At 57.1% G+C, this 22,683-nt stretch carries 22 protein-coding genes; 16 read left to right on the top strand and 6 right to left on the bottom strand.

The features are described 5' to 3' along the window. The first annotated feature begins 4 nt into the window (after nt 1–4). The 4 genes from ACNA0I_RS02340 (at nt 5) to ACNA0I_RS02325 (ending at nt 4,730) form a co-directional block, all read left to right on the top strand. Nucleotides 5–1,180, top strand: a complete 1,176-nt coding sequence (locus tag ACNA0I_RS02340) for a CaiB/BaiF CoA transferase family protein (RefSeq protein ID WP_415804449.1) — start codon at nt 5–7, stop codon at nt 1,178–1,180. An 86-nt stretch (nt 1,181–1,266) separates the two neighbouring features. Further along, complete coding sequence (locus ACNA0I_RS02335; protein ID WP_415804448.1) at nt 1,267–2,259, top strand: Bug family tripartite tricarboxylate transporter substrate binding protein; 993 nt, start codon at nt 1,267–1,269, stop codon at nt 2,257–2,259. Between the two features lie 185 nt (nt 2,260–2,444). Continuing rightward, nucleotides 2,445–3,992, top strand: a complete 1,548-nt coding sequence (locus ACNA0I_RS02330; protein WP_415804447.1) for an amidase — start codon at nt 2,445–2,447, stop codon at nt 3,990–3,992. Between the two features lie 42 nt (nt 3,993–4,034). Beyond that, nucleotides 4,035–4,730 carry an isochorismatase family protein gene (locus ACNA0I_RS02325; RefSeq protein WP_415804446.1) on the top strand — a complete coding sequence of 232 codons (696 nt, stop codon included), beginning with the start codon at nt 4,035–4,037 and terminating at the stop codon, nt 4,728–4,730. 19 nt (nt 4,731–4,749) lie between these two features. Here ACNA0I_RS02325 and ACNA0I_RS02320 read toward each other — a convergent pair whose 3' ends face one another. Together ACNA0I_RS02320 and ACNA0I_RS02315 are read right to left on the bottom strand one after the other, a co-directional pair. Further along, on the bottom strand, nt 4,750–5,664 hold the full coding sequence (locus ACNA0I_RS02320) for a tripartite tricarboxylate transporter substrate binding protein (RefSeq protein ID WP_415804825.1): 915 nt from the start codon (nt 5,662–5,664) through the stop codon (nt 4,750–4,752). Between the two features lie 174 nt (nt 5,665–5,838). Beyond that, nucleotides 5,839–6,816 (bottom strand): LysR substrate-binding domain-containing protein, encoded by a 978-nt coding sequence (locus ACNA0I_RS02315; protein ID WP_415804445.1) that lies wholly within the window; start codon nt 6,814–6,816, stop codon nt 5,839–5,841. A gap of 94 nt (nt 6,817–6,910) precedes the next feature. On the opposite strand from ACNA0I_RS02315, the gene ACNA0I_RS02310 reads away from it, so the two are divergent. The 4 genes from ACNA0I_RS02310 (at nt 6,911) to ACNA0I_RS02295 (ending at nt 11,200) form a co-directional block, all read left to right on the top strand. Continuing rightward, nucleotides 6,911–7,756, top strand: coding sequence for a fumarylacetoacetate hydrolase family protein (locus ACNA0I_RS02310; RefSeq protein WP_415804444.1), 846 nt, complete (start codon nt 6,911–6,913; stop codon nt 7,754–7,756). Between the two features lie 105 nt (nt 7,757–7,861). Beyond that, nucleotides 7,862–8,614, top strand: coding sequence for an SDR family NAD(P)-dependent oxidoreductase (locus ACNA0I_RS02305; RefSeq protein ID WP_415804443.1), 753 nt, complete (start codon nt 7,862–7,864; stop codon nt 8,612–8,614). A 31-nt stretch (nt 8,615–8,645) separates the two neighbouring features. Continuing rightward, nucleotides 8,646–9,983, top strand: coding sequence for an MFS transporter (locus ACNA0I_RS02300; RefSeq protein WP_415804442.1), 1,338 nt, complete (start codon nt 8,646–8,648; stop codon nt 9,981–9,983). Nucleotides 9,984–10,174: 191 nt separating this feature from the next. Further along, complete coding sequence (locus ACNA0I_RS02295) at nt 10,175–11,200, top strand: Bug family tripartite tricarboxylate transporter substrate binding protein (RefSeq protein ID WP_415804441.1); 1,026 nt, start codon at nt 10,175–10,177, stop codon at nt 11,198–11,200. A gap of 75 nt (nt 11,201–11,275) precedes the next feature. Here ACNA0I_RS02295 and ACNA0I_RS02290 read toward each other — a convergent pair whose 3' ends face one another. Next, nucleotides 11,276–12,190 carry a LysR family transcriptional regulator gene (locus ACNA0I_RS02290; protein ID WP_415804440.1) on the bottom strand — a complete coding sequence of 305 codons (915 nt, stop codon included), beginning with the start codon at nt 12,188–12,190 and terminating at the stop codon, nt 11,276–11,278. Nucleotides 12,191–12,305: 115 nt separating this feature from the next. Between ACNA0I_RS02290 and ACNA0I_RS02285 the strand changes: the two genes are divergently transcribed. The 6 genes from ACNA0I_RS02285 to ACNA0I_RS02260 all read left to right on the top strand — a co-directional run bounded on the left by ACNA0I_RS02285 (nt 12,306) and on the right by ACNA0I_RS02260 (nt 18,738). Continuing rightward, complete coding sequence (locus ACNA0I_RS02285) at nt 12,306–12,989, top strand: RraA family protein (protein ID WP_415804439.1); 684 nt, start codon at nt 12,306–12,308, stop codon at nt 12,987–12,989. 11 nt (nt 12,990–13,000) lie between these two features. Continuing rightward, complete coding sequence (locus tag ACNA0I_RS02280) at nt 13,001–14,383, top strand: amidase (RefSeq protein ID WP_415804438.1); 1,383 nt, start codon at nt 13,001–13,003, stop codon at nt 14,381–14,383. 30 nt (nt 14,384–14,413) lie between these two features. Beyond that, entirely contained in the window at nt 14,414–15,448 is a 1,035-nt protein-coding gene (locus ACNA0I_RS02275) for a TRAP transporter substrate-binding protein (RefSeq protein ID WP_415804437.1), read from the top strand. Between the two features lie 23 nt (nt 15,449–15,471). Beyond that, nucleotides 15,472–16,122, top strand: coding sequence for a TRAP transporter small permease subunit (locus ACNA0I_RS02270; protein WP_415804436.1), 651 nt, complete (start codon nt 15,472–15,474; stop codon nt 16,120–16,122). Between the two features lie 9 nt (nt 16,123–16,131). Next, complete coding sequence (locus ACNA0I_RS02265; protein ID WP_415804435.1) at nt 16,132–17,421, top strand: TRAP transporter large permease; 1,290 nt, start codon at nt 16,132–16,134, stop codon at nt 17,419–17,421. 135 nt (nt 17,422–17,556) lie between these two features. Further along, nucleotides 17,557–18,738, top strand: coding sequence for an MFS transporter (locus ACNA0I_RS02260; RefSeq protein WP_415804434.1), 1,182 nt, complete (start codon nt 17,557–17,559; stop codon nt 18,736–18,738). Between the two features lie 4 nt (nt 18,739–18,742). Here ACNA0I_RS02260 and ACNA0I_RS02255 read toward each other — a convergent pair whose 3' ends face one another. After that, nucleotides 18,743–19,978, bottom strand: a complete 1,236-nt coding sequence (locus ACNA0I_RS02255) for a type II toxin-antitoxin system HipA family toxin (protein ID WP_415804433.1) — start codon at nt 19,976–19,978, stop codon at nt 18,743–18,745. After that, entirely contained in the window at nt 19,978–20,283 is a 306-nt protein-coding gene (locus ACNA0I_RS02250; RefSeq protein WP_415804432.1) for a helix-turn-helix domain-containing protein, read from the bottom strand. The genes ACNA0I_RS02255 and ACNA0I_RS02250 overlap by 1 nt, the downstream gene beginning before the upstream one ends. Nucleotides 20,284–20,428: 145 nt before the next feature. Between ACNA0I_RS02250 and ACNA0I_RS02245 the strand changes: the two genes are divergently transcribed. Beyond that, the gene (locus tag ACNA0I_RS02245; protein WP_415804431.1) at nt 20,429–21,238 is read left to right on the top strand and encodes a helix-turn-helix domain-containing protein; all 810 of its coding nucleotides are present in this window, start codon (nt 20,429–20,431) and stop codon (nt 21,236–21,238) included. 88 nt (nt 21,239–21,326) lie between these two features. Continuing rightward, nucleotides 21,327–21,677: a DUF1330 domain-containing protein gene (locus ACNA0I_RS02240; RefSeq protein WP_415804430.1), complete on the top strand. Its 351-nt coding sequence runs from the start codon at nt 21,327–21,329 to the stop codon at nt 21,675–21,677. A gap of 30 nt (nt 21,678–21,707) precedes the next feature. On the opposite strand, the gene ACNA0I_RS02235 is transcribed toward ACNA0I_RS02240, so the two are convergent. Continuing rightward, nucleotides 21,708–22,604, bottom strand: a complete 897-nt coding sequence (locus ACNA0I_RS02235) for a LysR family transcriptional regulator (protein WP_415804429.1) — start codon at nt 22,602–22,604, stop codon at nt 21,708–21,710. Nucleotides 22,605–22,683: the final 79 nt, after the last annotated feature.

Here is a 22,683-nt window from a genome sequence, read left to right as displayed (position 1 = left end):
GTCTATGAACAATAGCTTTCCCTTAGCCGGCTTCAAAGTGTTGGACCTCAGCGCGTATATCGCCGGCCCATACGGTTGCAATCTCCTGGCGGACATGGGGGCGGAGATCATCAAGGTCGAACCCCCCGAGGGCGATAATCTGCGCAAATATCCTTCGACCCTCTTGGGAGAAAGCCGCGCTTTCCTGGGTGTAAATAGAGGAAAGCGCGGCGTTTGTCTCGATCTGAAGAGCACATTCGGCTACGAAGTTTTTATCCGCCTGGTCAAGCAAGCAGATGTGGTCGTTCATAATTTTCGGCCTTCTGTTCCCGCGCGCTTGCGTATCGATTACGGCACGCTGCGCGCCCACAATCCAAAGCTGATCTACTGCTCGCTGACAGGCTATGGCCAGAGCGGGCCGTTGGCGAACCGGGCGGGATATGACCAGGTGCTGCAGGCCCGAACAGGTATTTGTTCGTCGCAGGGGACGACGGATGATCCAAAGATCGTTTATGGCTCAGTCGTGGACTACTACGGGGCTGCGATGTTGGCCAACGGTGTGACGGCAGCCTTGTTGCAACGTGAACGTACCGGAGAAGGCCAACACGTTTCAGTCTCCCTGTTGGGCAGCGCATTGGCCATGCAGGCGGCCAGATTGGTCGTGGCCGAGAACGAGCCACGCAGTATCAACCGCGATATGAGATCGGGCGGTGTTACGGGAATTCATCCAACTCGCGCCGGACATCTATATATTTCCGCGAACACGCCGCATTTCTGGCGATCACTGTGCACCTTGGTCGGCCGGCCGGCACTGGCGGACGACGAGCGCTACGACTCTGTCAAGAAGCGTGCAGTCCATGTGGACGAATTATTGCCCATACTGCGCGAAGCCTTGTTGAAGCGGACGGCCGAGGAATGGGAAGTGCTTTTCGGCGATCAGGTGCCATGCTCTGTCGTGCGGAATGTCGAGGACGTTTTTGAGGATGCTCAAGTTCTGGAGCAGGGGTTTATCGGTGAGCATGAGCATCCCGCTCTGGGGCCGTATAAGACCATTGCCAATCCGATTTCGTTCGGGGCAGCACCGAGCCAGCGCGAACTCCGTAGTGCTCCTGGTTTGGGCGAGCACACGAGTGCAATTCTGCGAGAGCTGGGATACTCAGATAGCGAGATCGAGGCGGGCCATGGCAATAAGCCTGCCTGACCTTAGATGAGATAACTCACGCGATGTAAACGGAGCAGTACTTACTTCAATCCTTGTTGTTGGTATTACCTTGCTAGGAGTCCAGCATGTCCAAGCGCCGTACCCTGAAGATACTATCGAGTTTTGTGTTGACCGGCACCTTGGGTGCAACAGCTGGGCTGCCGGTCAGCAGTGTGGCGGCCGCTGCCGATTGGCCGCAACGGCCAGTCCGGCTGATTGTTCCGTTTGCACCGGGCGGCAGTAACGATGTGATTGCCCGCAAGCTGGCCGACAGTATGAGCAAAAATACCGGCCAGTCGTTCATTGTCGAGAACAAGGGCGGCGCGGGCGGCGTGGTGGGATCGGGTTACGTGGCGACGTCTGCGCCCGACGGCTATACATTCCTGTTTGTTTCCGGCTCCCTGGCAACCTCGGCGGCAGTTCAAAAGACACCGTACGATCCCAAGACTGCATTTGATGCCGTCTCCATGGTGGCGAGCGCGCCGTTCGTGGTGCTGACGCGGAAGGACTTTCCGGCACAGGACATGAAAGGGCTGCTGGCCTACGCCAAGGAACACCCTGGCCAGATCAATTTTGGCAGCGCGGGCCTGGGGGATAGCTCCCAGATGGCGACAGAGTTGCTCGCCAATAAAGCAGGCGTAAAAATGCAGACCGTGGGCTACAAGGGTATCTCGCCTGCACAACTAGACCTGGTCGCCGGCCGGCTGGACATGATCATTACCACTATGGCGTCGATCAACGGGACGCCTACGGATCAGCTTCCCAAGCTGGCTTTCACCGGAGCAGAGCGCGAACCTGACTATCCCAATATTCCGACCGTAAAAGAGGCAACGGGACTGGATTACGTGGTGAATGTGTGGTGGGGGGTCTTTGCTCCGAAAGGGGTCGATGGCGCGATCCGTGATCGGCTGAACGCGGAAATCAAAGAAGCCATCTCGACCGAGGAATTTGCCAAATTTCTTCATACTGCAGGCGCTCGTCCGCAAGCCTCGACACCTGAGGAACTGCAAAAATTGCTTGAATCCGATGTGGATCAGTGGACGGAAACGGCGCAAGCCGCAGGCATACGTCCGCAGTAAATCTGCCTTTTGCATATTCCGACTTTATTGGAGCGGTGATGACTACAGTATCAAGGGGCGGGGAGAAGCCAGGGATGCAGAGCGTCAAGCAAGCTATCACACAGTACCTGGCGACTAGTACTGCGCACATGCATGGAACTCCCTCCCGCACCGACCCGGCAATAGTCGCGTCGGAAGTAGAGCGCTTGAACTCCTCGGTCCGAGCGAGTGTGGGCGAGGGTATCAGTCCTTATGGTCAACCGGCAGACTTCCAGGTAGCTCAGCTGCGGGCGAGCGATTCCAGCAATGCGCTACAGCCCAGAGCGGATCGTCATGGATCCAGGTCACCTCAGGCAATCGACAGTTCGCGGCGTTTATCGGCGGGTCAGGAGTTGACCTTGGCGCAAGCGGTACAGAAAATGCAAAACGGCGAACTTAACGCCGAGACATTGACTGCGCAGAGTATCGCCCGCGCCATTGAGAGCCAGCCATCGCTTAACGCTTTCATCGAAATCTGGGCCGATGGCGCGATGGCTCAAGCCCGTGCCGCCGACGTAGAGCGTGCGCAGGGGAAAACCCGCGGCCTGTTGCACGGAATCCCGCTGGCACACAAAGACTGTTTTGAAATTGAAGGGCATGCTGCGACCATAGGCTCCCGAGCACGCCCCGCCGTCACGGCCTCGCGTGACGCCCATGTCATCCAGTGCTTAAAGGCGGCGGGGGCTGTCACAATAGGCGCATTGAATTTGAACGAGATGGTTGCAGGTCCGACGGGCCAGAATCCCTCGTTCGGCGACTGCTGCAATGCCCTGGATCCAGCGCGGATCTCCGGCGGCTCGTCCAGCGGGTCAGGGTCGGCCGTCGCGTCGGGTGCGGTTTTCGCTTCTCTGGGTAGCGATACCGGAGGCTCGATAAGGTTGCCTGCATCCGTGCAAGGGTTGTTCGGATTGAAACCGACGTACGGCCGTATCTCGCGCAGCGGATGTTTTCCCCGAGCCTATTCATTGGACTGCGTCGGTCCATTGACGCGGACCGCAGAAGACTGCGCCATCGTTCTACAGGCAGTGGCTGGACATGATCAAGATGATCCATCTTCCTTGGGGGCGGCGGTGCCCGATTATCCTGCTTTGCTGGACGTTGCAGCAGAAAAGAGCCGAGTCGCCGTCTTGAATCTCCATGGCGCCGAGGCATGCGATCCAGAGATCGAATCGGTCTTCCAGGCTTTCGCCGGCCAGGTCGAACGCCTCTTTGGCAATGTGAGTGCCGTGGATTTTCCGCAACTCTCCGCCTGCTATGCCATGGGTGACGTCATCTCCAAGGTCGAGGCAGCGACATTGCACGGCCAATGGATGCGAAGCCATGCCGACGCCTATTCTCAAGCGGTGTATTCGCGTACAGAGCCAGGACTGCATGTGCCCGCTGTGCGGTATCTGGAAGCCATGATGGTTCGCGCGCGGATACTGCGGGAATTCTTGGACGGTCCGATGGCGAACGTGGATCTGATCCTGTGTCCGACTGTCCCTATTCCTGTCCCGTTGCGTGTCGACGCAGATATGGAGAAAGCGGGCAGTGTCTTCAATGTCGTGAGCGCCATCACTCGGCTAACTCGACCGTTCAGTTATTTAGGCGTGCCGGTACTGACCATGCCTGTGGGGCGAGACGCGAACGGTATGCCGGTTGGCGTCCAGGTCATCGGCAGGCCGCTGGCCGAGGCCAGGTTGTTATCGTTTGCGCATCAGATGTCTGTTGCCTGAGACAACGTCTGGGCTCAATTTACTTCATATGGCGTGAGATCAATGAACAGCAAACCGTGGGAAAAGTATCTGGTTGACAGTGACAGGGCCGTTCTGGAGCGTGGCCGCTTCGCCCGCCGCATGGGCTACGGAGAAAAGCCGGCTGTCGTCGTCATTGACGCGCAACGCTACATGGTCGGCGAAGAAGGGAACGACTCGGCATGGCCTTCCAGCTGCGGCGCTATTGGCCGTGCGGCAGTACGTCAGATTCAGCGAGTGGTCGAGCAGGCACAGAAAAGCGATGTGCCGTGCTTTTTCACTACCTTTGAGCTCGACCCTAATGGGAATGACATAGGCGTCTATGGCCGTAAGCGCGACTTGCTCGACAGTGAGCATTGGTGCTTGGCCGGTACGTTAGGCGCAGAGCTCGTTCCCGAGCTGAAACCCGGAAAAAGCGACGTCACGTTTGTCAAAAAGAAGCCCAGCGGGTTCCATGGGACGCCGCTGCTGGGCTATCTCGTCGAACGAAAAATCGACACGGTGATTGTCGTGGGCGGCGCCACCAGCAACTGCATTCGGGCAACCGTGTTCGATTCGTCTTCCTACAATTTTCGTACCATCGTTCCCCAAGAAGCCGTCTTTGATCGAATCGCGATTTCGCATGCAATCAGCCTCTTTGATATGGACAGACAATTCGCGGATGTCGTGTCCGTCGACGACCTCATCCAGTATTTACAAGGGGCTGGTTGCTCACGCTAAATGGACGTTGCGTACCGTATCAATCGGGCTGCATATGCGCAGCCCTCACCACCTTGCCCAATCTTGTACGCTCGTCTTGAGTAAATTTGGTGAACTCAGCGCGGTCCATCGTGCCGGGTACGATGCTGCTCGCGTTCAATGTATCCAAAACCTCCTTGGATTGCGATGCCTTGCGAACGGCGGCATTCACTTTATCCAGGATATCTGGCGATGTGCCTGCACGGGCATACAGGCCCTCCCAATGGCCGATGCGTATATTGGGGAACCCTAATTCCGCAGTGGATTTGATCTCGGGCGCCGAGGGCATTTTGTCCCAGGTGGTGGCCAGCGCTTTAAGTTTTCCCGCTTTGATCAGTGGCAACGTCACGATGCTGGCTTCGGACGTCATATCAGTCTGCCCGCCGACGACAGCGGTGACACCTTCCGATCCACTCTTGTATGGGATCTGCTGCACGTTGAGGCCGGTTTCCAGCTTGACCATGGCGCCGACAAAGTCAGGCGTACTGCCCATGCCTGCTGTGGAGAAGGTGATACGTTGATTCCCCGCTTTCTTCGCGCGTTCGACCAGATCCTTCAGATCGGTCGCCGGGTTGGACGGGTTTGCAACGATGACGGAGGGTACGATAGACAACAAGGCTACCGGCTCGATTTCCTCGTCTTTATATGGTTGGTCCGAGCGTATCAGACTGTTGGTGACCGTGCCGTTGGAGGCCGCCAAAAACGTATAGCCATCAGGCGGTGTACGCGCTACATAGGCTGCACCCACGATGCCGCCTGCGCCCGCGCGGTTCTCGACGATGACATTGGCGTTGAGATCGTTGGCAATCTGCTTGGCATATAGCCGGGCTACCAAATCGTTGGCGCCTCCTGGGGAGAAGGGAACAACGATGGTGATCGGCTTGCTGGGCCACGCGTCTGCGGCGTGCGCATTCATTGCGCATAGGGCTAACGCGGATAGGGCGAATGTGCCAAGAATTTTCCTGGGCATGGTGTCTCCTTGGTGTTCAGGGCGATGTTGCACCTGCCTAGGATGCCTAGAAATGCTGAACACAAGCTGATAGTGCAAATTCCGAGCCGGGTTTCCCCTGCGGAATCGTGGTGCCCCGGATCAGTCCCGAGCAGACCGCGGCGCGTGCATCCGGATGAATTCACACAATCGATGCACGGTCGGTGTTTGCGTAAAGCCCGCACGCATCACAATGCCGTAAGGTTCGGCCGTTGACTTGATCTTCAGTTTGAGCCGCCGCAATGTCTTGGATTGTTCGAAAAAATCGATGGTTTCGCCCGAGAACAGCGCAATGATCTCGTTGCTCTTATGTAGCAGCAATGCGGTCGCGAACGTAGACGATGTTTCGATGAAGCTGCGTATGGCTACATTCTGGCTGGCCGCTTCTCGCTCCAGCAGCGTACGCAGGGGCATATGGCCAGGAAACAGGATCCATGGGTATTGCGCGGCTTGTGCCAGCGTGACGGTTTGCGCATCGGCCAGTGGATGAGAGGGGGACGCCGCGACTCCCACGACCTCGTCGCACAGCCACTCAAAATGAAACGACCCCGGATGCGTCGCAACGGATGTCCGGCACAGTGCCATATCGATTGCACCGCTCTGTAATTGTTCCAGCAGGTGTGCGCTCGTATCCTCATACAGATCAATGCGCACCGTCGGATAGGCTCGACGAAAGGCGACCAGGGCATCGGCCAACACGGCAGCTAACGCACCTGCCACTGTTCCGACGGCGATACGCAGGCCGCCGCCGCGCGAGAGCGAGCCCAGTTCATCATGCATGTGCGCGAGGCTGGCATACATCAAACGCGCATGACGAATCGCACAGCGGCCCATATCGGTTGCCAGCAGCCCCTGAGGGGAACGGGCAAACAGCGTCGCGCCTATTGCATCTTCGATTTCCTTCAGCGCCTTGCTTACCCCTGGCTGAGACATGTGCAGCAACTCTGCCGCCCGATGGACAGAGCCCATGTCTTCGATGGCGATCAAGAGCTTCAGTTGTCGAAATTTCAGCCGGGAGCCGATTTCATGCAAGCTCGCTAATTCGGGTAAACACTGATGGGGTTTGTCCGGAGATTCCATTTTGTATTCTGAGTCCACCAACTCGCATAACGATAGCGCACCGCAGAGGGATAGACTCCTGCAAGTTCAAATTTGCATCAACCAGGAGACAAGAATGAAGCTGTTGCGCTATGGTCAGCCGGGCCGCGAGGCCCCCGGTGTGTTGGACGCCCAAGGGCAGATCCGTGATATTTCCAGTCTGACCCAGGACGTAGACGGCGCTTTTCTCGCCAGCGACGCTTTCCGCACGCTGCAGAAAACTGATCTGAGCCAATTGCCCTTGGTCTCCGGCCAGCCTCGTCTGGGTCCTTGCGTGGGCGCGATCGGCAAGTTTGTCTGCATTGGCCTGAATTATGCGGACCACGCCGCGGAATCCGGCATGCCCATTCCTGCTGAGCCGGTCGTATTCAACAAATGGACTTCAGCTATTGTCGGTCCGAACGACGACGTCAAGATTCCGCGCGGATCAGAAAAGACCGATTGGGAGGTTGAACTGGGCGTGGTGATCGGCAAAACTGCTTCCTATATCGAGGAAGCCGACGCCTACGACTATGTGGCGGGCTACTGCGTTGTGAACGATGTGTCCGAGCGGGCCTATCAGATCGAGCGTGGCGGCACCTGGGACAAGGGCAAGGGTTGCGACACATTCGGCCCCACCGGCCCTTGGCTCGTGACCAAGGACGAAGTGCCAGACCCCCACAATCTGAAACTTTGGCTCGAAGTCGATGGCAAACGGTACCAGGACGGCAATACCTCGACCATGATTTTCAATGTTCCTCAGATCGTCGCGTATCTCAGCCGGTTCATGACCTTGAATCCTGGCGATGTGATTTCCACCGGCACGCCTCCCGGTGTAGGCATGGGCATCAAACCGCAACCGGTGTATCTGCGCGCTGGGCAAACCATGCGTCTGGGCATTGACGGTCTGGGCGAACAACAGCAGAAAGTCGTCGCGGCCTGACGCACGCGGCAGAGACATCCCCGCGATAGACGTGGCAGGCAGGCCCGGCAGGGCAAGCCTGCTCGTATGCAGGGAACGGTCCAGCAAGAAAAACGGAGACTCAGAATGAATCAGTACGATTTGAAAGGGCGTGTAGCCGTGGTCACCGGCGGCGCACAAGGCATTGGCTATGCAGTTACCCAACGGCTGTTGGCCGGCGGCGCCAAAGTCGCGATCTGGGACATCGACGATGCAGTATTGAACCAGGCAAAGCAGACCCTGGCAGCGGACGATAATGTGCAGACCGTCAAGGTCGATATCGCGGATCTGGAAGCCGTGCAGTCGGCCGTCGAAACGACCACTACCTCGCTGGGCGCTGTCGATATCCTCGTCAACAGCGCTGGCATTGCCGGCGCCAACGCGACCGTTGTTGACTATCCCGAGGCCGAATGGCATCGGGTGATGAACATCAATTTGAACGGGACCTTTAATGTCAACAAGGCATTGCTGCCCGGCATGATTGCCCGCAATTATGGGCGCATCGTGAACGTCGCATCGATCGCGGGTAAAGAAGGCAACCCCAATGCGTCTGCCTACAGCGCGTCCAAGGCCGGTGTGATTGCACTGACAAAGAGTCTGGGCAAGGAAACCGCTGGCAAGAATATCGCCGTCAACGCGGTGACGCCCGCTGCGGCAAGAACCCGGATTTTCGAGCAGATGTCGCAGGAGCATATCGACTACATGCTGTCGAAAATCCCCCGCAATCGATTCGTCGAAGTCAACGAGATCGCATCCATGATTGCATGGCTGGTCAGCGAGGAAAACTCCTTTACTACCGGCGCCGTGTTCGATCTATCGGGTGGCCGGGCCACGTACTGATCGCGATAAATAAGAATAAAGGAGACATTTGATGAGCTACACCGCGCCTGTCGGTGGTATGCCGGCGCCCGCGTCTTTGCCTGCGACGACAGCCGAGAGCATTTATAGCAAGGTCTTTTGGCGGTTCATCCCGCTGCTGGTGATCTGCTGGGTCATTGCCTATCTGGATCGAGTCAATATCAGTTTTGCCAAGCTGCAGATGCAAAGCGAGCTGGGTCTATCCGATGCGGCCTATGGTCTGGGTGCCAGTATTTTCTTCATTGGGTATTTCTTATTTGAAGTGCCCAGCAACATGATTCTGCATCGAGTCGGCGCACGCATATGGATCATGCGCATCATGGTGACGTGGGGGTTGGCATCTGCCAGTGCCATGTTCGTGACAACGGAATTCGGGTTCTACGTGACTCGCTTTCTAGTCGGTGCATTAGAGGCGGGTTTCGTCCCGGGAGCACTGTATTTCTTTACCAAGTGGTTCCCGGCGGACCGGCGTGCACGTATCAATACGATCTTCATGTCCGGCATCGCCTTTTGCGGCATCATCGGCGGCCCGATTTCGGGCGGCATCATGAAGTTCACCGACGGCAGCCTGGGCCTGTCCGGATGGCAATGGCTGTTCCTGCTGGAGGGGCTGCCTGCGGTCGTCCTGGGTTTGATCGTGTGGAAATACCTGGATGACGAGGTACACGATGCCAAATGGTTGACCGACGCAGAGAAAACCACGTGGAAAGCTCTGATCGAGCGCGATGCCAAAGCCGCGGAAACGCATAATTTCGGCGCAGCGTTGCGTGAGCCGGCGACGTATGTGCTGTCAGTGGTGTATCTCTGCCTGGCAGGCGCGATTTATGGCCTGGTGTTCTGGATTCCCCAGTTGATCAAAACGGCTGGTACGCAAGACCCCTTCGTCATTGGCATGATTTCGTCGATCCCCTATATCGTTGCCGGGATCTCCATGATCCTGCTGGGCAAAAGCTCCGATCGCACTGGTGAGCGGCGTTGGCACCTGGCACTGACGACCTTGGCAGGAGGCATAGGGTACTTTATCAGCGGGCTATATAGCGATAACACGGTAGCGTTGCTGATCGGATTGACCATCGCCGCAACGGGCATTATTTCGGCCATCGGTCTTTTCTGGGTGTTCCCGCAACGTTTCCTGGGTGGGATGGCTGCCGCAGGCGGTATTGCCTTGATCAACTCGATTGGCCAATTAGGTGGCGTGATCACGCCGTACATGGTTGGCAAAATCAAAGACGTGACAGGCCAGACGACCTGGGGGTTGTACGCGATTGCTACGGCATGTGTGGTGGCCACCGTCATCATCGCCTGGGGACTGCCGAAGCGTTTCTATCAGCGTTCGGTTACGCATCAATAGGCAGATTTGCTCACGCCTTGGACTGACCCACGAGGCTGCATGAGACCGGCTTTCGTTGGAACGCCGCATCACGCATGATAAGAAAAATCTCTCAATACCCGGACCATTTGTGATTACTTCGTCCGGGTGAGCGCGTGCTAATTTTCCCTTGCAGTTCAACGACTAATTCTTAATGCAAGGGAATCACATTCATGAGCGCTGTTCACAGCAAGCGGCATTTCTTGTCATCGACCAAGCGCCGCCAGATTCTTCTGGCGGCGTCCGTATCCGTATTATGTGCTGGCTTGTTCGGGCAGGGGCAGGTTCACGCTGCAAGTGATTTCCCGGCCGATAAGCCGATCAACCTGGTGGTGCCTTTTCCTGCGGGCGGTGGCACGGACTTTATTGGCCGTTTGCTCGCATCCGAGCTTGGGAAAATCCTGCAGACCACGGTGGTGGTGGAAAACAAGGGCGGCGCCAATAGCAACATCGGCACCGCCTATGTGGCGCAGGCCAAGCCCGATGGCTACACATTATTGCTGTCGGGTGTAGGGATAGCCACCAATCAGTCCTTGTATAGCAAACTGCCATATAGGCTGGACCAACTCGATCAGGTCGCGATCCTGGCCTACGGGGCGGACGTGCTCGTGACCGCGCCTGACTTTCCGGCGAAAACGTTTGCCGAGTTTCTGGAAATGGTGCGGAAGGAACCAGGCAAGTATTCCTATGCTTCGTCAGGGAACGGCACCTCGGGTCACCTGGGTATGGAGATGCTCAAGATGCGTGCCAACCTGGATATGATGCATGTGCCCTACAACGGTGGCTCTGCGGCGATCAACGATGTGTTGGCGGGGCGAGTGGATACTTTGTTCTTGAACCAGGACACCGTGCTGCCACACGTGCGAGCTGGCAAGCTGCGCGCGTTGGCTATCGGCAGCACCGAGCGCAATCCTGTTTACCCGGACACGCCCACATTGGCCGAAAGCGGGCTGCCAGAATTCTCGTCAGAGTATTGGTTCGGCCTGAGTGCGCCGGCGGGTTTGCCAGATGACGTTTTTCAGAAACTATTCGAGGCGACGCGTACGGCGATGCAGTCCCCTGAAATCAAAGAAAAGCTCGGCGCTGTCGGTTTGGTGATTCCGACGTTAACGGACCGGGATCAGTACACCAAGCTGGTCAATAGCGAGGTTGAGAAATGGGGCGAAGTCGTTCGCGCTTCGGGCGCGAGGATTGATTGAACGGTACTGCTTGCTGCAGGAATCACACATTGCTCCACGGTAAATTGACACGGCGGAGCAATGTGGTCGGCCGTTTTAATTCGAATCGTGGTCTGGCGTCAGGAAATTCAATCGCGTTAGCGTGTCCCGCGTGATATCGACCACAGAATCGATGTGTGCCCCATGCGAGGCCGTCAGGTACGAAATATAAAAACGCGCTGGCGGAATCGGCGGGTCGCAGGGCAAGGCTTGCAACATGCCCATGGCCAACATGTCGTGCAATAGTGGCACCGGCAGGATGCCAATGGCGTGGCCCGCACCGATCAGACGAGAGATGAGGGCCAGCGAATTCGTCGTGCTGAGCCCCGCCATATCCACACCACCGGAGGACAGCCATCCCTCTACCACGGTATACAACGTAGAGGGCGGCGAATGCGTCGCGATATGGTGACCGCGCACATGTTCCGGGCGGAAAGGTTCGGCATTGATACGCAGAGAGGGTGACGCCACCCAATAAAAAGGCATCCAGCCTATGAAAATGTCGCTGACGTCGTCTCCTGTCGCGGGATTTGTGAGCAGCGCCATGTCCAGCTCGCCGGCGTTGAGCTTGCTGTTCAGCACTGAGCCAACATCCACGGTCATTTCCAGCGCCAGCGAAGGATAGTGTTCTTTGAGTTGTGCGATGACGGCGGTCAGGCCGACATTTGCGGAACACTCATCGGCCCCCAAGCGCAATTTTCCACCGAGCGTGCGGTCCTTTCCGAAATGCTCCAACTGCCGGCTGCTGTGCAGCGTGGTTTCGGCATGGCGCAGGGCGGACTGTCCCACATCGGTCAACGTGATGCGTTGGCGTGACCGATCGAACAACTGCACGTCCAGGGTGTTTTCCAGTTCTCGGATGCGCGCGGAGACGGCCGGCTGAGTGACGTGCAGGTGCCGCGCGGCAGCATGAATGCTCCCGAGTTTGGCTGCCCAGTAGAACGCCTCGATCTGGCTAAGGGTTATCCGCATGATAAGAATTTGTTGTCAAAATAGGCCGAAATTTTGATTATTTGGTGCTGATAGCCACGTGCTACCTTTTTATTCGTCGGGTTTTCGCCCTTTTTCATTGTAGTGAAACAAGTCGATGTATCAGATCAATCCGTTGCCCGAACAGGTGGCGCCCGAGGATTTGGCGCTATTGCTGCAGGCCGAGCCGGCCACGATTGGGCACTTTCAGGCTAGTGGTATTTTGCGCGCGGATATCCGCGCGCATCAGCAGGACACGCGTGTAGCAGGGACAGCCGTGACGGTGCGTATGCCCGGTGTCGACGGCGGCATTTTGCACTACGCAATGGGGTGCGTGCGTCCTGGGGATGTGTTGGTGATTGATCGTTGCGGTGAGTCCGTGACGGCGGCACTCGGAGGTGCCATGGCGTTTGCGGCACGTCAGGCTGGTGTGGCGGCGATCATCGTCGACGGATTGGTCACGGATCTGGGAGAGCTACGTCAACACGGGGTGCCCGTGTGGTCAAAAGGCCCTTCGGCCGTGACGACCCGTGTGCTGGGGATAGAGGGCGCATTCTGCGACACGATCAGCTGCGGAGGTGTCACTACGCAGCCGGGCGACGCGGTACTGGCAGATGAAAACGGCGTCCTGATCCTGCGTCCGCATGCCTTGCGCGCTGCTGCCCAGCGCGCCATTGCGTTTCAGTTGCAAGAGCAGGCCACTCTGACTCGTCTGCGTAGTGGCGAGAAATTTCCCGATATCGTGGGCTCGCGCGCCGTGCTGGATCAAGCCATTGCCGCAGCCACTGCCGCACAACATTAACGAGATCAGTCATGAGTATTGACTTGAATGTAGCCAAACTGGCGCAGCGTATTGAACGTCGCGAGATCAGCGTCGAATCGGTGGTGCGAGCCTATCTGTCGCGCATCGATGCATTAGACGGCTGGTTGCACGCGTATGTCGATGTCTATGCCGACGAGGCACTGGATGCTGCTCGCGCGGCAGACTTGCAGTTGCGCGCGGGCGTCTATCTGGGGCCTCTGCACGGTGTGCCGATCGCGCTCAAGGACATCATCGACATTGCTGGCCAGCCTACTACGATAGGCTCGCCGATTCATGCACAGAATGTCGCGCAAAAGTCCGCGCGATTGGTCGAGCAACTGCGCCGAGCGGGCGCCATTGTGTTGGGAAAAACACATATGGTGCAGTTCGCGATGGGCGCTTGGGGGCCCAACGAGCACATGGGCACGCCGCGTAATCCTTGGGATGACGAGGTGCATCGTATTCCCGGCGGCTCGAGCAGTGGCTCGGCCGTGGCGGTCGCAGGCTGTCTGGCACCTGTGGCGATCGGCACGGATACTGGCGGCTCGGTGCGCGTGCCGGCCAGCTATTGCGGCATTACGGGATTCAAACCCACCGTGGGTCGTGTTGCGACCGATGGTGTCGTGACCTTGAGTCATACCCTGGATAGCGTGGGCGTGTTTGCACATAGCGCAGCCGATGCGCGTGTTGTGTTTGACTGTTTGGCTTCGGTACGGCCTGGGGAATGGGTTGAGCCCCTGGCCGCGTTACGGGTAGGTGTGGAGGGTTTGACATTGGGTCGCTTGCCCGACGCTTTTCTGGCGGACGTTCAGCCTAGCGTCCGTCAGGCCTACGAAGACGCGCTAGGCGTGTTTCAGTCATTAGGGGCAAAAATTGTCGTCGTGACGCCGCCCGCCAACCTCGATCAATTCAAGGCTGTCACAGGCGACATCATGATGACGGAGGGTGTTTTCTCGTTTGAACGCGAGATCACGGGCCTCGATTTACCGGTAGACAGTTCGGTCCGCCCGCGCTTGCTCGCTGGGCTGGAGGTGCCTGCTGTACGTTATCTCGCGGCATTGCGCGAACGTGATCGGCTCCAGGCCGACATGTTGCAGCGACTGCATGGTATTGCGGGGTTACTCACGCCCACCACGCTGACCACTGCCGTACCCCTGACGTCTGTCGATCACGGCCAGGCGCCTGTACAGTACACGCGCATCGGCAACTTGCTGCAGCTGTGCGGCGTCTCCGTGCCCAATGGCCGTGACGAGGCCGGCTTGCCCACCGGTTTGCAGATATTGTGTCCCGGCGGTGATGACCGATTGGCATTGTTCCTGGCCGAGACTTATCAACATCACACCGATTGGCATTTAGCAAGAGCAGAGCCGCAGCCTCCGGAGACGGCTCGCTGATCTGGCGTACGCAACCAACAAGGGGAAAACATGAAACGGATATTCATGGCGGCGCTGATGGCGGCCGTGGCGACTGCTGCTGTCTCGGCGGACCTGCCCGCGACGCATTTCAGGGTCATCGGCGGTGGCAGCCACAACTACACGTATTCAGCGGTCGAAAAGCCATTCTGGGAAAAGACCTTGCCCGAGGCTTCGCAGGGGCAGGTCACCGCGGAGCTGGCGGGCCTCTCCGAGAGTGGGCTGAAGGGGCCCGAGATCATTCGTCTGATGCGTGCGAACGCGTTGGACATCGGCATGGGTGTGTTCGCCTTTGTGAGCGGTGACGATGCCATGTTCGAGGGCGTCGACCTGCCGGGCATGGCGCCTGATATCGCCACGGCGCGCAAGATGGTACAAGCCTATCGTCCCGTGCTCGAGCAGCGTATGCGAGAGCGTCATGGCGTGCATCTGTTAGCGACGGTGCCCTATACCGCGCAGGTATTTTTCTGCCGTGAGCCTGTGAAGAGCCTCGCAGATCTCAAGGGACGCAAAGTGCGCACCCGAGGCAGCAACATGGCCGAACTTGTCAGTGCATTGGGGGCGGCGCCTGTGATGATCGCGTTTGCCGAGGTGATTCCCGCGCTGCAGACTGGCGTCGTGGATTGTGCCGTCACGGGCATCGGTTCCGGTAACGCGGCCAAGTGGTATGACGTTGCCAAGTATCTCTACAACCTGCCTATCGATTGGTCCATCGGTTTCTACGCCATCGGCGAAAAACGCTGGCAGCAGTTGGATCCGGCAGTACGGCAGCTGTTACAGGATCAAGCCTCGATACTCGAAAATCGGTTGTGGGAGCAGACTGCACTGGAAAACGATTACGCGATGGCGTGCAACACCGGCCAGGGCGAATGCCGCATACATTCACCCGCCGATATGCAGTCGAGCAGTCCCGTAGGGCCGGAGCGTGAGGCACTGCGCGCAGTCGCCTCTCAGGTGGCGGGTCAATGGGGCAAACGCTGCGGGCCAGATTGTGCAAAGGCCTGGAGCGACTCAGTAGGACACGCTTTGGGCGTCACGTTGCCTTGATGTCCGTCAAACAGGGAAATTCCATGTCATCTTCATCTCATGCTTCGGTGCGCTTGCTAGAGTGCATCGCCCGCGGTGGTGCCTGGATCAGCGGGCTGGGTCTGTTGGGCGCTTCGTGGTTGATTGTGGTCGATTTGATTGCGCGCAAACTATTGGGCGTATCGCTGGGCGGTGCTGACGAGATCGCCGGCTATGTGCTGGCTGTGGCGAGCGCCTGGGCCTTTCCGATTACGCTGCTGCGGCGCTCTCATATACGGGTCGACGTGCTCTATACCCATCTGTCATCCAAGGCACGTGTGGCGATCGACTTTTTCGCGTTGGCTTGCTTGAGCGTATTCGTCGGCGTGTTGACGTTTCACGCGTGGACGGTGCTGTCCGACTCGATCAGCTTTCACTCCGTTTCCAATACGCCATTGCGAATCCCTCAGTGGATTCCGCAATCTTTATGGTTCGCCGGCTATGCCTTTTTCTCGCTGACGGTAGTCGTTTTGGGAGCTTGCGCGTTGGCACGTGCCTTGGCTGGGCGTTGGCAAGACGTCAATGGACTGATTGGTATTCATTCGCTGGACGAGGAAATCGAAGCCGAAATGAAATCATCCGATCTGCACGTTATTCCCGCGGCCACCACCGCGGTCAGCGACGAACGCGCTATCCCCTTACAACCCCAACGCTAAGAACCTGCCATGTTGACTGTGACGATTTCGATGTTGTTAGGCCTGCTGGCGCTGAGCGTGACCGCCGCGGCTACGGTCGCCTTGTTGGGCCTGACATTGGCCGAGGCCTACTCTCCGCTGTCGCTCGCCAATGCCATGGGCGAACTGGCGTGGGGAACCAGTGCCGAGTTTCTGCTAGTCGCCATTCCCCTCTACGTACTGATGGGAGAGCTTTTGGTCAGCTCCGGCGTCGCCGGACGCATGTATGGCGCTGTCACGAAATGGGTCTCGTGGCTGCCCGGGGGATTAATGAACGCCAATATTGGCGCATCCGCGTTGTTTTCAGCGACCAGTGGATCCAGTGTTGCGACGGCGGCGACCATTTCGACATTAGCCCTGCCGGAGCAGCGTAAGGCTGGCTACAACGCGCCGCTTTTCCTTGGATCTATCGCGGCCGGCGGGACGTTGGGAATTCTGATACCGCCATCAATCAATATGATTGTGTACGCGCTGATCGCCAATGTCTCGGTACCGAAACTCTATCTGGCCGCCACGGTGCCCGGCGTTGTGCTGGTGATCCTGTTCATTGCGCTGATCGTCGGCCTATGCCTGTGGCGTCCCAGCTTGGCCGGCAGACGGCCATCAGTCAGCTGGGCAGAGCGGATTGCCGTATTGCCTCATTTGTTGCCGCCGCTGGCGATCTTTGCGTTGGTGATCGGCGTCATCTACGGCGGTGTCGCGACCGCCAGTGAATCCGCTGCACTGGGCGTGGTCGCCGCGACATTGTTGTGCTGGGCCAAAGGCGCCATGAGCTGGGAAATGCTGAGCCGCGCGTTTGAGGCCACATTGCGCACCACCGGCATGATCATCTTGATTACGTTGGCTGCCTTTTTTCTGAATTTTGTTCTGTCCTCTATCGGTCTCACCACGCTCCTGGTGGATCAGGTGACCGGGCTGGATCTGCCACCGCTGGGCATGATGTTGGCGATCATCGCGTTCTATATCTTGCTGGGTTGCTTCATGGATACCCTGGCGATGTTGGTGACGACTGCGCCGCTGACCGTTCCCATTGTGGTTGCGCTGGGCTATGACCCTGTCTGGTTCGGCGTCGTGTTGATTGTGTTGTGCGAAATGGGCCAGTTGACTCCTCCTTTTGGCATGAATCTGTTCGTGGTTCATAGTGTGCGAGGTGAGGGGAAGTTCATGGACGTGGTAGTGGGAGTGCTACCTTTTCTGCTGATGTTGCTGATGATGATTGCGCTGCTGCTGGCTGTTCCCGAGCTCGCGATGTGGTTGCCATCGGTGGTATCCGGCAAATAAGGACCGGGCTGGTCGATAGACCGGCCTTTTCTTTAAAGGACGCGTTCCTAAATCTCTACTGGTAATATGTATAGATTGAAAATGCATATTAGGTAATGCCCGGGCCATCTTCCGGGCATCGCTGCCTCCAGATCCATGAATCGCAATCTCTGGCTGTTATCCATCCTGCAGGGCTTGTTCCTGACCAATAACGTCACGTTCATGGCCATCAACGGCCTGGTGGGATTCTCATTGGCGCCCTACGGATGGTTGGCGACCTTGCCCGTGATGGGGTATGTCGTTGGGGGCGCGATCTGCACCGGCCCGGTGGCGTGGACGCAGCGGCGCTTCGGGCGCAAGACCAGTTTTGTGTTGGGACTGGTTGTGGCGGCAGGGTCCGCGTTGCTGTGTGCTTTTGCTGCCTACATCGAGAGTTTCTGGCTGTTGTGCACCGCTACGATGATCGCGGGTTATTACTCCGCCAATGGTCAGCTGTATCGTTTCGCATCTGCCGAGTTCGCAGCGCCAGAGGCGCGCGAGAAGGCTGTTTCGATGGTGATGGCCGGCGGTTTGCTGGGTGCTGTCTTGGGGCCTAACCTGGCCTCATATTCAAAAGCCTGGCTCGCGACCCCGTTCATGGGGGCGTATCTCGCGTTGGTGGTGGTCGCGTTGGTCGCGATGGTGCTGCTGTTCTGCATGGATTTTCCCGAGGCGCCCAAACGCGCGTCGGTATCCGGCGGGCGTCCTATGTCGGTGATCGCGCGGCAACCTACATTTCTCGTTGCGGCCGGGGCGGGTGCATTGAGCTATGGCGTCATGAACCTGTTGATGGCGGCGACGCCATTGGCCATGCAGCATCATGGCATGCCATTTGACGATGCGGCATTTGTGCTCGAATGGCACGTCATCGGGATGTTTGCGCCAGGCTTTTTCACGGGATATCTGATCAAACGATTCGGCGCGCTGTCCGTGATGGCCTGCGGCGGTTTGCTGAATCTCCTGTGCATTGCCGTAGCGCTCGCAGGTACTGACCTGCATCATTTCACCGCGTCGCTGTTCATGCTCGGTGTCGGTTGGAATTTCCTGTTCACTGGCAGCACGACTTTGTCCCTGTCGACCTACACAGCCGAGGAAAAAGACAGAGCGCAAGGCACGATGAATTTTTGCGTATTCGCAGTGATGGCCTTGAGTTCGTTGACGTCGGGAATGTTGGTCACCACGCAGGGGTGGACGATACTGAACGTCGGGTCCCTCGTTCCCATGCTTGCGATTTTGGTTGGGTTGGCGTGGTTGGGATATCGCCATAAAAAAGAGCCTAGAGCGGCGACCGTGGGCTGAGGGCTTATATCGCAGTAGAAAGTATCGGCAACGCTGCCAGATGCGTGTCTATGGTCGTTCTGACATGTTGGTCCATCGGAAGATGTTTTTTTTCCTTGCCCCAATGTTCTGTGAACAAGGCGATTGTCTCTTGTACGACATCCAAAACCAGCTTGCGCGGTAGGGCGGCTTTGGCTACGAAATGATTTAACTCGTCGATGGTGTAGCCTGAGAACTCTTTTGTTCGACTGAATTTGAGCGCAGATCTGTCTCCCGGGATATAAGCAATCGTGGAGACAAAGTCATAAGCCGGTGATAAACGCGCATGCCGTCGATCAGGATAGATGAGGGACCAGTTCTTTAAATGCATGTCGCCATTGCCGATCAGGACGTTGAACGTGATTCTGCGGATAAGCTCCGCTATGTCTTCAAGACCGGACTCGGCGGCGATCACAGTGGCCAAGTTACGGTAGTTGGCCTTGCTGTATTTTTCGGTGGGGTATACGTCGAATACCTGTGCAAAGTCTTCGATATGAACGGCGCCGTTATCTTCTTTCCGATCAAATCGTCTGATGACGAATGCTTTGCCCTCCAGGCGTTCAATACCTCGTGGCAGGTTGTCGATCGCGCGGACATCCACGAGATCTATGTCCGGCACATTGATTCCGATAGATTTGGCCAGGGTCATCATGGAAAACTCGTTCTCTGGCACATGGCTGAATTCTCGGGATGGCAGCTTTACGATCCAGTGTCCGCCGACGCCATGGGCTGGAATCGTCATGCCACCGCGTACATTCATCATCGCGGAAAATTTTAATTGCACACCCGCCAATGAGAAGTGCAACGCATGATCTTCTGTTGATTGTCGCGGCGTTCGGCTGGGAAGCGTGGTGGCCTCAGTGGGCCAGGGCTGCGTATCCGAGGGTACGACCGTGATGGCACCAGGCAAGTCCTGGCCCAATGCCCACAGCAGAGAAAACTCGCGTTCTGCGTGCACACCAACCGATGATGCAAGATACCGTCGTAGAGGACCTTCTGGTAGCAGATTGGAAAAGAACGGCATCAGCTTCATGCGATGCGGCTTGAAGTCGATCAGCAGTTGGTCAAAGGCGTCTTTGAAACGCAGCCCTAGCGTTGGCCTGTTTGAGTCATGAATGTATGACTCGTTGAATGAAAATAGTGTTTGATCATGGCCTACATGGCTTAGTGTGCCGATAGGTTGACCGTATAAGAGGACGGTTAGAAAAGAGATATCGTGCATCAGTCGTCATCCTCGTCCAAAGAGTAGGCAGGCTTTGGTTCGGAGAGCGATGATGCACTAGTCATCTGGCGTGCAATTGACTGCACCGCGGGAATGGCCTGCCGAGGGATGAGCATGACCTCCAGGCCTAACGTATTGGCGAGGGCCGCCAGGCTGGAGAGCCGCAGATCCACCTGCTTGTTTTCAATTTTGGATATGTGCGCTTGAGGCACGCCAGCGAGCTGACTGAGTTCACGTTGGCTCAGGTTTTGGGCTATGCGAACGCGCTGCAATTGCTCGGCGATCTGTTCTAGCTCGTAACGCATATTGATATCCAATAGCTAATAAAAAATCCTATATGATTAGCTAATATACATCAAAAGCTCGAAGGTGGCAGGGAGTTTGATGTTGTTTTATATATCAAATTGGGTGCTTGATGCATAAATACACATTAATAAGAGGGCTGCATAAATGGCCGATTCTTTTGCTTCGCCAGGCACTCAGCAGGTCGGTCAACTCATTCGCTTCTGGCGTCGTCGGCGTAATCTCAGTCAACTGGCGCTAGCGCTGGACGTAGGCGTTTCCACGCGTCATTTGAGCTTCGTTGAGACCGCTCGCTCCAGACCCAGCGCCGATATGCTGCTGGCCCTTACTGAGCGGTTGGATGTTCCTCTGCGAGAGCGCAATCAAATACTCGTGGCGGCCGGATATGCCCCGACGTTTACGCAACGCACGCTGCAATCCCGGGATATGCAGGCCGTGCAGGCCGCATTGAGCCGATTGCTGGATGCTCATCACCCCTATCCCGGGTTTGCGCTCGATCGGCAATGGAACGTGGTGCAAGCCAACCGCGCGGGCATGGCATTGGCTGAGTTGCTGCCGTCTTCGCTGCGAGAGCCATCGTTGAACGTCTATCGCGCGTCGCTACATCCGGAGGGGCTCGCACGGTTCACCGTCAATTTCTCTGACTGGGCTCGTCATCTGCTGCACAATCTGCGCACTGCAGTTGAAAGCAGCCACGATACGGGTTTACAGCAGTTGGAAGCCGACGTCCTCAGCTACCCCAATGTACAGGCCGTCCTGGCCTCGCGCAGCGAAAACAAAAGCACCGGTATCCACGCGCTCTTAGTTCCCTGTGTTCTCGACCTGCCCATGGGGCGTTTGTCTTTGTTTACTACGTTGACGACATTTGGCACGCCGCAGGATATTACGCTGCAGGAACTGTGTATTGAGTTGTTCTATCCGGCAGATGCCGAGACAGAGGCTCTGCTGCGTCCGTAGACCATTACCTGAGAGGTAATCGACCGCGCAATCAGGCTTCCGTATTCTGAGTATGTACTCAACATTCACGCTCACTACGGAGAATAGTATGCCTGCGTATGCCATAGGATTGCTCACCGATGTTGATTTCAACGCCGAAATCATCGAATACATCAGCACCATAGAAAGCACGATGAAGCCCTTCGATGGGCGATTTATCGTGCATGGCGCCCACGCCGAAGTCCTGGAAGGGGCCATGAACATGGATTGCATCATCATCGAGTTTCCGTCGATCGACCATGCTCGCCGATGGTATGCGTCGGACGCGTATGGCAAGTTGATCCCTTTGCGAGCACGCAATTCGAAAGGCGCGATTTTTCTGATCGACGGCGTGCCGGCAGATTATTCGTCGGTGACGCTGATCGAGAAAATGGCAGTGGGCACGGTTATTCCAACGTGACATGTCTGACGGCGACGCCGTTGCGAGCCCTTAGTGGCGCATTGCCTTCGCCACGCTCAAAAACGCCGCCAATGCCGGATTCGCATCATCGCGGCGCCATGCCAGGCCCACCTCTTGGCTCAGAAATTCGGTGGTATCCGATAAGGAGACATAACGGACTTTTGGGTGAATCAAGGATCGCAGGTTGCTGGGCACCAAAGCCACGGATAGTCCGGCAGCGACCAAACCAATGACGCTGCCGACTTGCGCACTTTCCTGATCGATGCGGGGATAAAACCCGGCGGTGGCGCAGGCCGATATCAACTGGGCGTGCGCTGCCGGTACGTGCTGCCGCGCAAACGCTACGAAAGATTCATGCTCCAAATCCCGCAATGAGATGGCTTTCCGTCGAGCCAGGCGATGATTGTGAGGCAGGGCCGCCATGAGCCGGTCATGTTGATAGGGCGTCGACGCGAGCAACGTTTCGTCGTTGGACAAAGGCGTGCGCAACATGCCCACATCCAGATATCGCCCTTTCAACCGTTCTAGTTGATCGCGTGTTGTCATCTCGAAAACGCGCAGTTTGACCTGCGGAAACTCGCGACGGAATCGCCCGATCAGTTCGGGCATGAATCCGTAGCCCGCACTGCCGATATATCCCATCGACAGCTGGCCAATCTCACCACTGGTGGCGTGTTGCGCACGCTCGATGGCCACGCGCTCGTATGCCAGCCATTGATAGGCTTCCTCCAGGAATACCTTGCCGGCCGGGGTGAGGGCCACGCTACGTTTATTGCGAATGAACAGCGGGGTGCCTACATGTGCCTCCAGTTTCTGTATGGCCTGGCTTAACGGCGATTGCGCGATGCCTGCGCGCAGCGCTGCACGGCCGTAGTGCAATTCCTCGGCCACGGCGATGAATTGGCGCAGTAATCGGCTATTCAGCATAAAGATATTTTTTGTCTCACAGAGTGCTGAATTATATGTTGGACATGAAGAAAACGTGTTCTTAGACTGAGTATCTGGA

This window comes from Bordetella muralis (genome assembly GCF_965139205.1).
In the GTDB taxonomy this organism is placed as follows: Bacteria; Pseudomonadota; Gammaproteobacteria; order Burkholderiales; family Burkholderiaceae_B; genus Bordetella_A; species Bordetella_A muralis.
Note: the sequence above shows the minus strand (reverse complement) of the source record. Positions and strands in the feature narration are given on the sequence as shown.